14 protein-coding genes are annotated in these 14,057 nt (G+C 63.4%); 5 read left to right on the top strand and 9 right to left on the bottom strand.

The window, feature by feature from the left end; all coding sequences use genetic code 11:
• Positions 1-413: 413 nt before the first annotated feature.
• Positions 414-1,433: a tyrosine-type recombinase/integrase gene (locus tag ACQ4WY_RS00845; RefSeq protein WP_436502406.1), complete on the bottom strand. Its 1,020-nt coding sequence runs from the start codon at positions 1,431-1,433 to the stop codon at positions 414-416.
• Positions 1,434-1,653: 220 nt separating this feature from the next.
• Between ACQ4WY_RS00845 and ACQ4WY_RS00840 the strand changes: the two genes are divergently transcribed.
• A complete protein-coding gene (locus ACQ4WY_RS00840; RefSeq protein WP_436502405.1) occupies positions 1,654-2,676 on the top strand; it encodes a DNA-binding protein in 1,023 nt (340 codons plus the stop codon).
• A gap of 121 nt (positions 2,677-2,797) precedes the next feature.
• On the opposite strand, the gene ACQ4WY_RS00835 is transcribed toward ACQ4WY_RS00840, so the two are convergent.
• From ACQ4WY_RS00835 to ACQ4WY_RS00825, 3 genes are all read right to left on the bottom strand, one after another.
• Entirely contained in the window at positions 2,798-3,238 is a 441-nt protein-coding gene (locus ACQ4WY_RS00835; RefSeq protein WP_436502404.1) for a GNAT family N-acetyltransferase, read from the bottom strand.
• A 33-nt stretch (positions 3,239-3,271) separates the two neighbouring features.
• Positions 3,272-3,835, bottom strand: a complete 564-nt coding sequence (locus tag ACQ4WY_RS00830) for a hypothetical protein (RefSeq protein WP_436502403.1) — start codon at positions 3,833-3,835, stop codon at positions 3,272-3,274.
• Positions 3,836-3,931: 96 nt separating this feature from the next.
• Positions 3,932-4,540 (bottom strand): hypothetical protein, encoded by a 609-nt coding sequence (locus ACQ4WY_RS00825; RefSeq protein ID WP_436502402.1) that lies wholly within the window; start codon positions 4,538-4,540, stop codon positions 3,932-3,934.
• 189 nt (positions 4,541-4,729) lie between these two features.
• Between ACQ4WY_RS00825 and ACQ4WY_RS00820 the strand changes: the two genes are divergently transcribed.
• Both ACQ4WY_RS00820 and ACQ4WY_RS00815 read left to right on the top strand, forming a co-directional pair.
• Entirely contained in the window at positions 4,730-5,638 is a 909-nt protein-coding gene (locus ACQ4WY_RS00820) for a VirK/YbjX family protein (RefSeq protein ID WP_436502401.1), read from the top strand.
• Between the two features lie 135 nt (positions 5,639-5,773).
• A complete protein-coding gene (locus ACQ4WY_RS00815; RefSeq protein ID WP_436502400.1) occupies positions 5,774-7,138 on the top strand; it encodes a serine hydrolase domain-containing protein in 1,365 nt (454 codons plus the stop codon).
• Between the two features lie 3 nt (positions 7,139-7,141).
• Here the strand turns inward: ACQ4WY_RS00815 and ACQ4WY_RS00810 are convergent, their stop codons facing one another.
• The 3 genes from ACQ4WY_RS00810 to ACQ4WY_RS00800 all read right to left on the bottom strand — a co-directional run bounded on the left by ACQ4WY_RS00810 (position 7,142) and on the right by ACQ4WY_RS00800 (position 10,658).
• Positions 7,142-7,495 carry a hypothetical protein gene (locus ACQ4WY_RS00810; RefSeq protein ID WP_436502399.1) on the bottom strand — a complete coding sequence of 118 codons (354 nt, stop codon included), beginning with the start codon at positions 7,493-7,495 and terminating at the stop codon, positions 7,142-7,144.
• Entirely contained in the window at positions 7,495-9,060 is a 1,566-nt protein-coding gene (locus ACQ4WY_RS00805) for an EAL domain-containing protein (protein WP_436502398.1), read from the bottom strand. The genes ACQ4WY_RS00810 and ACQ4WY_RS00805 overlap by 1 nt, the downstream gene beginning before the upstream one ends.
• Before the next feature lie 92 nt (positions 9,061-9,152).
• Positions 9,153-10,658, bottom strand: coding sequence for an MFS transporter (locus tag ACQ4WY_RS00800; RefSeq protein ID WP_436502397.1), 1,506 nt, complete (start codon positions 10,656-10,658; stop codon positions 9,153-9,155).
• A 63-nt stretch (positions 10,659-10,721) separates the two neighbouring features.
• On the opposite strand from ACQ4WY_RS00800, the gene ACQ4WY_RS00795 reads away from it, so the two are divergent.
• Positions 10,722-11,618, top strand: a complete 897-nt coding sequence (locus ACQ4WY_RS00795) for a LysR family transcriptional regulator (protein ID WP_436502396.1) — start codon at positions 10,722-10,724, stop codon at positions 11,616-11,618.
• Positions 11,619-11,641: 23 nt separating this feature from the next.
• Here ACQ4WY_RS00795 and ACQ4WY_RS00790 read toward each other — a convergent pair whose 3' ends face one another.
• Complete coding sequence (locus ACQ4WY_RS00790) at positions 11,642-12,211, bottom strand: helix-turn-helix domain-containing protein (RefSeq protein WP_436502395.1); 570 nt, start codon at positions 12,209-12,211, stop codon at positions 11,642-11,644.
• Between the two features lie 80 nt (positions 12,212-12,291).
• On the opposite strand from ACQ4WY_RS00790, the gene ACQ4WY_RS00785 reads away from it, so the two are divergent.
• The gene (locus ACQ4WY_RS00785; protein ID WP_436502394.1) at positions 12,292-12,822 is read left to right on the top strand and encodes a GNAT family N-acetyltransferase; all 531 of its coding nucleotides are present in this window, start codon (positions 12,292-12,294) and stop codon (positions 12,820-12,822) included.
• A gap of 13 nt (positions 12,823-12,835) precedes the next feature.
• On the opposite strand, the gene ACQ4WY_RS00780 is transcribed toward ACQ4WY_RS00785, so the two are convergent.
• A complete protein-coding gene (locus ACQ4WY_RS00780; protein WP_436504370.1) occupies positions 12,836-14,020 on the bottom strand; it encodes a low temperature requirement protein A in 1,185 nt (394 codons plus the stop codon).
• Positions 14,021-14,057: the final 37 nt, after the last annotated feature.

Genomic DNA, 14,057 nt, shown 5'->3' with positions numbered 1-14,057 from the left:
TCGCCGGCAGTCACATGTCGTTCAGGTTTCATATCAAGCTGTTACACCACGACTCCAGAGCTTGCTATGAAATAGGGCCGTGTTCGGTGTCTTGGTGGGTCACTGCCGCGCTTGTAGCCTATATTCTCGGCCCATCGTTAATTTTTACGTTGACGGGATGGGTTAGCGGACGGCCCGGCGTTACCACATCTAAAAAACTGAGCAGACTCTTGATGCTAACAGTCCTTACCGTGCTACTGTATTTGCTAGGGTATGTCATCAGTTGAATGTGGCATGAACATGTGCGAATGTGTGATTTTCCGCAGTAAAAAATTTGTTATTGCTGATGGCGGACGGCACGAATTCAACCGGTCAACGCAACACACTGTTCAAATCGTTGTTGGCGGTCCGCCGCAAGGTGTTCTCGGGCGCCCTCAGCCCGCCGCAATCTTCTTCGCCTTCAATAAACTGCCAGCCGCATTTTCCTCGAAACGCCCCGCCTCTTCTATGTAGCCGTGCACCGTGCCATCGTGGCGCCAGCCGCCCTGGCGCTTGATGGCCTGGAAATCGGCGCCAGCCCGGTGGGCGCTGGTGGCCATGCCGCGGCGCAGGCTGTGGCTCGACAATTCCGGCACGTAATCGAGCTGAGCCAGCCTGGCGCAGCCTTCGAGTATCGTGTTGATGCTGCTCGCGTGTAACGCTTTCACACTCACATGGCCCCACTGATTGACGGTGCGCAAGAGCGGCCCCGTGCGGATATGCGCCGCGGCCAGCCAGGTGCGCAGGGCCGTGGCCGGACAGCAGACGCCGTCGCCAAACGGAATCGCCTTGACGATGCCCTCCCCCAATTGATCCGTTTTCGAACGGGGCAAGGTGATCACCATGCCCTGCGGCTCCCAGCTCACGTCTTCCAAGGTCAATCCCACCAGTTCGCTGCGCCGAAAACCGCCAAAAAAGCCCAGTTGCAGCAAGGCGCTGTCGCGCAAGGCCTTGACGCTGCCCAGCGCGGCCAGCCTGGCGATGATCAACTCCAGGTCTTCCAATGGCAAGGCCTTGGCCTTCTTCTTCGGCTTGCCGTGCAGGCGGGCGATGCCGGCCAGGGTCTTGCGCACCGTGGGCGTGGACGCCGGGTCGGCGAAGCCCTGGTACACATGCCATTGCGACAGGGCCGTCAGGCGCAGGGCCAAGGTGCGCGCGTTCAGGCTGTCCGCATACGCCATCAGATAGCGGATGACGGTGGACTCGTCGGCGGGCAGCGCCCCGCCCCAGGCCTGGAAGTGGCGGATGGCGGAACGGTAGGTGCGGCGCGTGTTGTCCGAGGTGGCGGCGGCGAGAAAAGCCTGGTGGCGCGCGGCCAGCTCCGCATCGATCAGGGCGCCGTGTAACGGGATCGCAGCGATGGCGGCGTTTTTCGAAGGGGCAATACGGCGTTTCGAGAGGGGCAAATCGGGCATGGCGGTGGCGAAATCGCATTTTTGTACTGTGAGATACGCAGAATAGCATGCAAACCACCCTCATAACACACGATAAGCAATCTTATAGAGTCTTATTTTTTCAAGAATCATTAAAATTTATATCGTAATATTATCTCATATTACGTATCATGTAATACGTTACTAAATTTCACTCATAGGTGGTTTTATGGCCCGCACCGGCATTTTGTACTCTGATGTTATGAAAGCAGCCCAAATCGTCGCTGCCGATGGGCGCAATCCCACGGTCGACAGTGTGCGCGAAGCGCTGGGCAGCACGGGCAGCAAGAGCACCATCGCGCCCTTGCTCAAGCGCTGGAAGGAAGAGTTCCAGGGTGCGGGCGCCGTGAAAACGGAGGCAGGCTTGCCGGCCGAGCTGATGGAAGCGATGCGCGGCGTGTACGACAGGCACCAGCGCGACGTGGCGCAGCAGCTGGAAACGGGCATGCAGCAAAACCGCGCCGAACTCGACGCGGCGCTGGAAAAGCTGAAAAAGACGGAAACGGAACGGCTGAAGCTGACGGAGGTGCGCGCCGCCCTCACCCAGGAATTGCGCGCCACCCAGCATGCGCTGGCGCAACTGAAAGAAGAGCACCATTTTCGCGCCGTCACCCTGGCCACCTTGCGCAGCGATAACGCGGGCCTGACGCAGCGCCTGGCCGACCGCGGCGAGGAAATCGCCGCTCTGAACCGCCAGTTGGCGCAGGTGCGCTCGCAGTTCGACCATTACCAGGAAGCGGCCGCCACCCAGCGCAGCGAGGAGCGCGCACAGGCGCAACAACGGATCAGCCGGCTGGAGCAGGAAAACGCCCAGCTGCAGCACCGTTTGCAAGCCCAGCAAGCGACTCTGGTGCAGCAAGACATGCGCCTGGCCCAGCTGCAGGCGGAGCAAACGCGCTTATCCGGCGAAGCGGCCGCCGACCGCGAAGCGCTGGCCACCGTGCGTCCCGAACGCGACCAGTTCGAATTTCAATACTTGCAGGCGGCCGCGTCCGCCGACGCCTTGCTGGCCAAGCTCGATACGGCCCTGCTGGCGCTGAACGACGCCAAGGTGGCGCTGGCCGCGCAAGACCGCCAACTCGACATGCTGACGGAAAACGCGCAAGCGGCGAAGCAGAAGACGGAAACGCTGGCACAGGAACGCGACGGCTTGCTGCGCGACAATGCTGGCATGGCGGCCAGGCTGGCCCTGCTCATGGATAGCAAGGAGAAGCGCGATGTTTGAACCTGTCTACATGGTTGGGATATCTACGATGGCGCCAGGACGGACATCGCCAGTTTTCAAGGTTTGTCCCATTATTTTGCCTGCCTGATGACGGCCAACGGGAACGAGATGCACAGCAGTTTCACTGTCCCTGCCTGGCACGGTAGCGCACTCTTATCCACGCACCGATGGCGTCCACGCCGCAGTCCGTCGCCTCTTCGACCCAGCCCGCGCGCGCGTAAAAGCGCCGCGCGCCCGTATTGCTGAGCTGCGTCTTCAGGCTCAGATGGGGACCGAAGCGCGCCACCACGGCCGCCAGCAGTTGCGCGCCGATACCCAGTCCGCTGTGCGCCGGGTGCACGTACAGGTGGTGGAGAAAGTAGTCGGGGGCGTCGCCCGTGTGCACGGCGGCAAAGCCGACGACGATGCCGCCGCGTTCGGCAACGAAGATATCTTCGCCCTGCGTCGCCGCCGTGAACGCGGCGCTGTCGGCGACAGGGCCGAATGCGTCCCGCCCGGCCAGGGCCAGGATAGCGGTGCAGGACGCCGTGTCCGCGCTGGTGTAGGGACGAATCAGGCTCATGGCTGGTGTGCTGTGGAGTGACTAGAAGCGTCGCTACAGGCGACGGTTCAGCACGCTGTCGATATCGTGGGTTTTCAGCTCCACCTGGAGCGCGCCGTTTTGCAGCCAGTAGCCGTCGCCTCCCTGTTGCAATGCGTCCATATCGAGCGCGCCCAAGGCTGGCGGGATGGCGCCGGCGAGCAGCGCCGCCACGTCGTCCCATGCCGCATACAACAGCTTCAGGTACCAGCCGTCGTCGTGGGCAAAGGCGAGGAAGCGGCTGCGCAAGGCGGGAAGCGGCCCGAGTGCGCCACGGTGGTCGAGCATCGCGGCCACGTCCAGATCACGGGAAGCGGGCGGCTTGCCCTGGCAATCCTCCTGCCAATCGGCCCAGGCATGACTGCCCCAGGCATACATATCCTCATGTGCCAGGGCGGCCAATGGCTGCCGGGCCAGCACCTGGTAGACGGCAGGCTTGCTGGCCGTCCCGGCGCTGCCCTTGCGCAGCACGATGCCGTCCGCGTCCAGCAGCGCGGGGATGACATCCTTGAATTCGATGCCGGAAGCGATCAGCATGCGCTCGGCCGGGTCGTGCCAGATATACAGATAATGTCTCACTTGTTCGTTCGCTTCGGTTTGGATGATGTATTTACGGCCACGGCAGCGCGTATCAGCGCCCTGAACGCCGCGCCGTCCCCGGACTCTGCGCCTGGCTCACTGCGCCGTATCGGTCATGCAGGCGGCCAGCGCGGCTATGAACAGCTCGCGCAAGGCCTGGTACTGCGCATCCGTCGCGAATTCCCGTTTATCTGCCGGTTGATTGAGCAGGTAGGCGGTCGCGACCGTCCCGCTGGCGGCATGCAGCAGCGTGTATAGACTGATGACGCCGGACGATTGCGTGATCTTCGGGTTGTTCAATCCTAGCACTTCCACGCCCTGGCGCGTGTCCGTTTCCAGCGGCACCAGATGGGGCGGCTTGCTGTTGGCGGACATCTGCTGCATTTGCGCCACGATGGTGTCGCGGTCGGCGACAAATCTGCCTTCGGCGCTGCGTTCGATTTTCAGATTCACGAAGGGCAAGCTGCCCTTGTGAAACAACATCAGCCGATAACCATCGGCCACCGATACCTGGCCGTCTCCCGTCGCCAGCTTGACGCTGCGCGTCGTCACATGCGCTGGCAAGCGGTCCTGCTGGCGGAACTGGAACTGGCTGCGGTTGATGCATTGCGCCAAGGGCCCCAAAGGATAGGCCGTGCGGTCTTGCGCCTGGGCGGCCAGAGCGGCAACAAGCATGGGAATGGCAAGCAATTGGCGGTGCTTCATGGAAGACATCAGTCATCGGGTTGGCGAGCAGGGAGAATAAGCGTCAGTATTACTAAAAGGCAAATGTTTAGTTGCCATCCTCTAAATGTGCATGAAAACAGCTTCTTAATATGAACTTCACCTGGCCCACGTAGCATTCAGATTGGCAAGGCTCTCATTGTGCAGCGCCTGCCCTTTTCTGGCTGAATCATGAATGACATCGCTTTACCCCTGCGCCACGGCGCCGCCCTGCCGCACCCCGCCAGCGGACACCGGCTGAAAGCGGCACTGGGCGCCCTCTTCTTTCCCCGTCAGCGCACGCGCTGGCAAGCCTTTCTGGGCAGCATGCCCGGCTTGCATTCCCTGGCGCAGCTGCATCCTTGCCTGCGCTTCAAGATTTACCGACCATACGCCTCGCGCCAGCTGGGCTGCGCGGATCGCCTGGCCTTGCTGGAAGGGCATTACCGTTTCCTGTGGCAGGCCGGGGCGCGTGCCCTGGTCGAGCGCGCCGCGCGCCAGCCCGTCGTGCTGGCCGCGTTCGAAGGCAAGGATGGGGCACTGTACCGCTTGCAGCTGACGGCCATCCACGACAGCTACCGCGAAGGCGAATTGTGCCTGCGCCTGACGCGCGACGGCCAAGCCTTCTACCTGGCCAGTTTCCTGTTCCTGCCGCGCGCCGATGGCGTGTCCTTGCAGCTGGGCGCGCTGCAAGGCTTGCGCTCCGAGGCGGGCAAGCTGGCCGTCAAGGAAGCCACGCGGGCGCTGCACGGTTGCCGCCCGAAAAACCTGATGGTGACGGCCCTGCGCGATTTCGGTGATTTTTTTGCCTGTAATAACTTGTTTTTGATCAGCAATGACAACCGCATCGCCCTGAATGCGCGGCGCCGGCGCCATATCGCCGCCGATTACGACTTGGCATGGCAGGAATTGCATGCCTTGCGCATGCGCGATGGTAATTATCACCTGCCCTGCGCGCCTTACCGTGCGCCGGACCTGGCCGACGTGCCGTCAAAGAAACGGGCCGATGCGCGCCGGCGCGGCGAATTGCTGCAATGCATGTCCGCCGACATGCGGGCGCAACTGGCGGGCTTGCTGGAAGAGCCGATGACTGAAAATTGAGCAAGCGCAGACTTGCCATACTGGCAAGCATTAAACTCAGGCAACCTTCATGTTGGGGCCGTATCCTTCCCTAGGCATGCCAGCCACCTTAGTCTGGCGCCGGCGTGCCTTCGACCCACCCTGGACAAGGCTCCCATGACACCCACTTTCGCCCTCCTCCCCCTTTGCCTCGCCGGCACCGCTGCACTGGCCGCACCCGTGCTGGACGACGCCGTGCGTCAGCGCGCGGAAGAACTTACGCGCACGGGCATGCACGCCAGCATCGTCATCGCCGTAATCGACGGCAAGGACAGCGCCGTGTACGGCTTTGGCAGCGTGCATGCAGGCAAGAGCGCCAAGCCTGGCGCCGACACCGTCTACCAGATCGGCTCCGTCACCAAGACCATGACGGCCTTGCTGCTGGCCGATGCCGTCGTTGATGGCAAGGTGAAACTCGACGAGCCCATAGCGACATTGTTGCGGGGTTATACGGTGCCCGCCTTCGACGGAAAAATGATCAGCCTGCTCGACCTGGCCACGCATTATTCTTCGCTGCCGCGCCTGCCCGACAACTTCGCGCCGAAAGACCCGGCCAATCCGTATGCCGATTACACGGCAGCAAAACAGCGGCAGTTTCTCGCCGCCTACCATCTGCCCCGCGCTCCGGGCACGGAATTTGACTACTCGAACATCGGCTACGCCGTGCTGGGCACGGCCCTGGCCGCACAGGCCGGCAGCAGCTATGAAGCGTTGCTGCAAAAGCGCATCGCCGTTCCGCTGGGCATGCGTTCCACGTCGAACAAACCCACGCATGGCATGCTGGCGCGGCTGGCGCCCGGCCATGTGCTGTCGGGCGAACCGACGCCGGCCTGGGATTTGAATGTGGTGGCGCCGGCGGGCGGTGTGTATTCCAGCGCGCGCGACATGATTTCCTACCTGCAAGCGTACATGTTCAAGCCGCTGCGCCCGTATGCGCTGGCGATCAAGCCGCAGCGGCCGCTGGCACCGGACAGCGACACGAAAATCGGCCTGGCCTGGCTGCTGGAGCAGAAACAGGGACACAGCTACGCCTGGCACAGCGGCCAGACGGGCGGCTACGCCAGTTATGCGGCGTTTACCACGGACGGCAAGCGGGGCGTGATGGTGCTGACGAACACGGCGCGCGATGTCGATGCCCTGGGCTTGTCCGCCCTGCTGCCCGGCACGCCCTTGCCCCCTTTGAAAAAGCCGCAAGCCGCCATCGTAGTGCCGCGCGCAACATTAGCTGAGTATGTGGCCGAATATGTGCTCGAGCACTCCCCAGGCGAGAATTTTATATTGACGGTGTCGTTAGGCAAGCAAGGGCTGGAAGCGGCCGGCACGGGCGTCGGATCAGCCCCCCTGTTTGCCAGCGCGAAAGACCAGTTTTTCTTCCGCGCCATCGACGCGGAACTGGCGTTTACACGCGATGCGGCTGGCAAAATAATCAGCGCAGTGCTCAAGCAAGGTGGGCAGGACGTGGTCTTGCCGCGCAAACAGTAAAACTCAAGCTGCCGGGTCTTGCATGAATTGCCCGACCCGCTCGACAAACTCCGCCTTGCTGCGCGTGCGAAATTCGCCCAGGAAGGCGTCGCTGCCCTGGACGATCTTGCCGTGGCGGTCGTATTCCACCTTGCCCATCTCCAGCACGAACTCGCCGGCGGGATCATCTTCCGGCTCGAAGTGTGAATTGAAGCAGTAGCCGGTGTCGCGGCAATGACCCCACAGCAGCAGCGCGCTGCTGAACCATTGCATGGTATCCGGGCCGGGGTCCACCTCGAACAGGGTATTGACGGTGAGATGCCAGCCGCCCGGTACGCGCAGCGGTTGCAAGGGATAGGGAAAGCGAGACTGTTTCATTACGTCGATGGCGCGCGGCGCGCCCGGTAAAAGGCCAGGAATTCTGCGGCCGGCAGCGCTTTCGCAAACAGCCAGCCCTGGCCGAATTCGACTTTGCGTTCCAACAAATAATCGGCTTGTTGCTGCGTTTCTATGCCTTCGGCCACGATCAGCATGTTCAAGGTGCGGGCCATGGCGATGATGTGCGGCGTGACGCTGCTGGTGGCGGCATCCGTGCCGATGGTGTCGACGAAGGATTTGTCGATTTTCAGGGCGTCGAGCGGCAGGTTTTGCAGGCTAGACAGGCTGGAATAGCCCGTGCCGAAGTCGTCGATGGCCACGGCGTGGCCGCGCGCTCTCGCCTTTTCGATGGTGGCGCGGGCCGCGTCCACGTTGATGAAGCCTCGCTCCGTTGCTTCCAGCCAGATCTGCTGCGCCTCGATGCCGGTGCCGGCCAGAGTCCGCTCGAGCACATCGAGCACCCTGCCCGTTTCAATGTCGCTGGCGCACAGATTGATGGCGATGTGCAGTTCGCGGTCGGCCAGCAGCGCGGCGCGCATGTCGGCGATGACGCAATCGATGACCTGGTCGGTGATGGGCAGAATCAGCTCGCCTTCCTCGGCCACGGGGATGAACAGGTCGGGTCGTATCATGCTGCCATCGGGACGGCGCCAGCGTATCAGCGCCTCGGCGCCCACGCACACGCCCGTGTCGAGCGCGATGATGGGTTGATAATGGACAAAGAATTCGCGCCGCTCGATGGCGATCTTCAGTTCGCCCATCAGGGACAGACGGCGGCGCGACAGCCACACGACGATGCCGACGATGAAGGCGGCCATTAGCAGGCCCAGCGGCAAGAGCAGCAACTGCTCGCGTCGCAGCCTGTCGTTCAGCTTGCTGCGCGGCTCGATCATGACGGCTGTCAAGCCATCCCGGTACAGCATCGCATGGATGCTGCCGTCCTGGGTGGCGCGGCCCGCCGCTGGCTGGCCGGCGAGCAGGGCGTGCACCTGCGCGGGGTCCGGATGGTGCAAGGTGTCGAGCACGCCTTCCTTGCCGATGGCCACGGCCATCTGGATATCGCTGTCGACGATGACGTCGGAAAAGCGCACGGGATCGATCAGCACTTTATAGGCGCGGTAAGTCAGTCCCACCATGCGCTTGCCGCCGCTGACGACGGGGCGCAGGTTGAAATCGATGCCCATGCCATTGGCCATGGTGAAATCGGCGGGCGTGATGGCGATGCGCTCGTCCTCCATGCCCGTGGACGTGCATTTGAGCAAGCCATTTTCCACATAGCCGATATCGTCGATGCTGCGCGTGGTGATGGTGATGCGGCGCAGTTGCTGGATATGCGCTTCCGAGCACGGCGCCAGGTCCAGGGCATCGGCGCTGCGCAGAGCCATGCTGGCCGAGGCGATCGAACGGTGGGCGCGCTCGAGCGCGTAGCCGGCCAGCAGCCGCAGGCGTTCCTGCTCGCCCTGCTCGGCGCGCACGGATGACAGGTAGAAGGCCAGGCTCAGGGGAGCGGCCACACCGATGACTGCGACCAGCACGCTCGTAACAATAATGCGTTTTCTGCGCATGCGATTACCTGTGGTAGTTATATGATTGCCATGTATTTCCTGATGGCATCATATTACAAGCAAAGGCCGTGTACTTGAATATTGATGAACAGTTACACTTTTCCCACTTTTTGCACCGGCCTTGCCAGCACAAACACCAGCGCCGCCACCACGGCCGCCAGTCCGCCAGCCAGGTAGAGCACGCTGGCAAAGCCGTCGATGAAAGCGTGCCGGGCCGCTTCCTGGGCCACTGCCTGCATGGTAGGCGGCAGCTGGCCGAAGGCCTCGGCCGCGTTGCCGGAGACGATGCGTCCTATCATTTCAGGAGATGCCTTCAAGCCGTGCAGCCACGCCAGCTTGTCGAACGAAGCCGCCGTGCGCATGGCCAGCACGGCGCCCAGCGCGCCCACGGCCAGCACGATGCCGACAAAGCGCGTGGTGGTGCTGATGCCGGACCCCATGCCCGTGCGTTCGCGGGGGATGCAGGCAAGGATAGCCTTTTGCGTCGTACCATTGAGCAATCCGGCGCCCGCGCCCGTGACGACCATGCCGGCCGCCACCAGGCCGTATTGCAGGCTGGCGGCGGCCAGCGCCGTGGCGACGTTGCCCACAGCGACGATCAGCAAGCCCGTCACGAGGATGCCGCGGTCGTCCAGATGGCGCATGGCGCGCGGCGCCAGCCGGGACAGCACCACCATGGCCACGGCAAACGGCAGCATGGCGCAGCCGGCCAGCACGGCGGAAAAGCCGAAGGCATTCTGCAAATACAGCGGTAAAAACGTCATCATCACTTGCGCGGCAATGGCGTAGCCGAACATGCCCAGCACGGCGCCGACGAACACGCGCCGGCCAAACAGGGATAGATCGACCATGGGCGCGCGCTGGCGCCGTTCCACCATCACGAAGACCACCAGCAGCGCCGCGCCCGCCAGGAAGCGCAGCACGGTGGCGTGGCTGGCCCAGCCGGCCACGCTGGCGTCGATCAAGCCCCAGATGATGCAGAACAGGCCGGCGGAAAACAGCAGCGCCCCAGACGGGTCGAAACTGGCGTTGGACGCATCCTTAGATTCTTCCACATGCTTGCCTACCAGCAGCATCAATATGGCGACGACGGGCAGATTCAGATAGAAAATCCAGCGCCAGTTGATGGCGCTCGTGATCAGGCCGCCCAAGAGGGGCGCCACTGTCATGGCCACGCCCATGGCCGCGCCCCACACGGACCAGGCGCGCGCCCTCTCCTTTTCCGCATGAAAGGTGTGGCCAATGACGGCCAGCGCGGAGGTAAGCAGCAGCGCCGCGCCAAGGCCCTTGATGGCGCGCGCCACGTTGAGCACGAACGGCGTCCACGCCAGGCCGCACAGCAGGGACGCCAGCGCGAACACGGCCAGGCCAAACAGCATGACCCTGCGCCGTCCCAGGCGGTCGGCGATGCTGCCAGCCGGCAGCAAAAACGAGGCGAACGCCAGCATGTAGGCGCTGACCACCCATTCCACGTCGACGAAGCTGGCATTGAGCGAGCGGGCGATAGACGGCAAGGAGACGGCCACCACGTTGGTGTCGAGCATGATCAGCGCACACACGCCCGAGCACGTATATAAGGTCCAGTTGGTATTTTTCATGCCTCGATTGTAAGCAGGCTTGTATTATTTCCTGTTATAAGATGATCGCCTTATAATTTACTCATGGTGAATATAGTCAAAGACATGGAACTGCGGCATTTCCGCTGCGTGCTGGCCGTGGCGCACAGCCTGCACTTCGCGCGGGCGGCCGCGGAACTGGGCATTTCGCCGCCCGCGCTGACCAAGCAGGTGCAGGAAACGGAACAGTTGCTGGGCACGCGCCTGTTCCAGCGCAGCAAACGCGCCGTGGCCCTGACGGCGGCCGGCGAGCTGTTCGTGCTGGAAGCGGCGCGGGCGCTGGAGCAACTGGCGCAGGCGCAGGAAGTGGCGCGGCGCGCGGGGCGGGGCGAGCTGGGACGGCTGGAAATCGGCTACGTGGCCTCGGCCGCCTATTCCGGCGTGCTGCAAGACCAGTTTGCCCGCTTTCGCGCCAGCCACCCCGGCATCCATATCGGTGCGCGCGAACAGGCGATGGATGCCCTGCCCGGCTTGCTGGACCAGGGACGGGTCGACCTGGCCTTCGTGCGCCCGCCCCTGCACTTGCCGGATGGCATAGACAGCGTGGTCTTGCTGCGCGACCGCTTCGTGCTGGCCGTGCAAGCAGACAGCGCTCTGGCCCGGATTGACGTGGCGGGGCCGGCCACGCTGGCGCAGCAGGCATTCATCGTGCCGGAACAGGAATTGGGAACCCTGGAAGTGAGCCGGCGCGGCGGCTTTGCGGCGCAGGTGGTGTCGCGCCCGGGCAGCCTGGTGGCCGTGCTGACGGAAGTGTCGCTGGGCGTGGGCTGCGCCATCGTGCCCCACTCCGTGATGGCCAGCGTGCAATTACCCGGTGTGGTGTTCCGTGAGCTGGAAGCACCGCAGATCAGCTCGGAAATCGCCGTGGCCTTCCGCCGCCACGAACAGGCGCCCGCCGCGCGCGCCTTCATTGCCCAGCTGCGCGCGGCGGCGCTGGCCTGAGTCAAGCCCGGTGATTCGGCCGCTCAGGCGCTTTTCAGCACGGCCACGGCGTAGGTGCAAGCAGTGGCCGTTTCATTCCTGAATACGCAGTCGGCCGGAGGACCCAGCTCCAGGCAATCGCCCTCGTCCAGCACGTGCCGGGTATCGCCTTCGATGAAGACGAGGCTGCCGCTGAGTGACCAGATCAGCTGGCGCCGCGATACATAGGCGGCGGCCGGCATGGCCACCACGGCACCCGGCGGCAAGGTAATATGCACAAGGTCGAGCGGCATGTCGGATGCGGGCGACACGTGCCGCCGCACATAGCCGCTCTGCGGGTCGATCCACACGGGCTGGTCTGCCTGGCGCAGCAAGCGCCCGGCGCGCATTTCGGCGCGGGCGATCAGTTCGGACATGCTCAGGTCGAAGGCGCCCGACAGCCGGGCCAGCAAGGTGGCCGTGGGGCTGCAGTCGCCCCGCTCCACCTTGTGCACCATCGCGCGCGACACGCCAGAACGGGCCGCCAGGTCCGTCAGCGACCAGCCCAGGTTTTCCCGCTCGAGGCGCACCCTGGCGCCGATGCGCTGGTTCAATTCGTCTGGTTTAGTGGACATCTATAGGATTTTATTGGACAAGCGGCGGGTGGCAATCTATGATTTGTCCATTATAGTAGACGCTTGGCAAGGAGAGCAATATGCAGATACGCGACGCCCATGCGGGCGACATCGAGGCAATTACGGCCATCTACAACGATGCCGTCAGCCATACCCTGGCCATCTGGAATGAACGCACGGTCGATGCGGCCAATCGCGCCGCCTGGCTGGCCGACCGGGAACGGGCCGGCTATCCGGTGCTGGTGGCCATCGATGCGCAGCAGAATGTGGCCGGCTACGCCTCGTTTGGCGACTGGCGCCCGTTCGAGGGTTTCCGCCATACGGTCGAGCATTCCGTGTATGTACGCGCCGATAGCCGCGGCGCGGGCGTCGGCAAGGCCTTGATGGGAGAGCTGATACTGCGCGCCCGCAGTCTGGGCAAGCACGTGATGGTGGCGGGCATTGAAGCGGGCAATGCCGCCTCGATCGCCCTGCACAAGCAGCTGGGCTTCGAGGAAGTGGGATTGATGCGGCAGGTGGGCACCAAGTTCGGCGCCTGGCTGGACCTGGCGTTTTTGCAACTGCAGCTTGATACGCGCAGCGATCCGGACGGCATCACGCCGTCCAGCTAAGCGCAAGCAGGCATCAGAGATCGATCTCCGGCGGCGGACGGCGCAGCGCCATATGTTCCCACACAGCCACCAATACCAGTACGCAGCTGGTGATGCAGGCCAGGGTCAAAGGCGAATACAAGCGGCCGTAGGCCATCGGGATCAAGGCCAGGATGATCAAGATGCCCAGCAGATGCGACAACGGCGGCGTGGCGCGGTCGTTGCTGACCCATTTGAATAGCGCATTGCCCAGCAGATACAGGATCGGGCCGCCCAGCAAGGCGCTGATGCCGGCGAAGCTCGCCTCGTCCGGGTGCACGAGGGCCAGCTCATCGGCCACGGCGCTGACGATCACGCCGCCCACGATCAGCACGTGGATATACGTGTAGGCCTTGCGGGCGATGCGGCCCGGGTCCTTCGAGTGGGCGATGCGGTGATGACCCGCTTCAGCCCCCGTGTCAAAGTAAATCCACCACATGGCGATGCTGCCTGCCAGGGCCGACAAAAAGCCCAGCCAGTTGCCAGGCGTCCATTCCAGGCCCGCGAACGTGGCGCCCGTCACCAGCAAGGATTCACCGAGGGCGATGATGACGAACAGGCCACAGCGCTCGGCCATGTGACCGCCATCGACATCCCAGTCGGCGATCGTCGAGCGGCCCAGGCCCGGCATGCCGAATTGCATCCAGGGGCCCGCCAGGTCGATCAGCAGGGCCGCGCCCCACCAAAAGATGCGCTGCTCGGGCGACGCGAGGCCGCCGGCGATCCAGAAGATGCCGGACAGCACGGCCCACAGGGCGATGCGCTGGAAATTGCGGCGGCGTGCCAGCGCTTCATGGCGCACGGCCCACCAGGCAAACAGGGGCCGGCCCACTTGCATGGCCACGTAGGCACCCGCAAAGCCGAGGCCCCGCGTGCCGAACGCTTCGGGAATCGAGGCCGACATGATCAGGCCGCCCAGCATCAGCGCAAACAGGCTGATGCGCACGGGAATGCGCTCTGGGTCGAGCCAGTTGGTAATCCACGATGTGAAAATCCATACCCACCAGACGGCCATCAGCAGCAAGCCCGTCTGCAGCCAGCCCATGGCGCTCAAGTGGGCCAGCAAGCCGTGCGAAAGTTGCGTAACGGCAAACACGAACACCAGGTCGAAGAACAGCTCGATCATGCCCACCTTGCCGCTGTCCTGCCCGCCGCGCGGGCGCAACAGCGATTTTGTCAATTCCATAAATACTCTTTCATCGTCAATCCTGGCCGTG

Source organism: Janthinobacterium salmonicoloratum, assembly GCF_051380845.1.
GTDB classification, from domain to species: Bacteria; Pseudomonadota; Gammaproteobacteria; order Burkholderiales; family Burkholderiaceae_D; genus Janthinobacterium; species Janthinobacterium lividum_F.
Note: the sequence above shows the minus strand (reverse complement) of the source record. Positions and strands in the feature narration are given on the sequence as shown.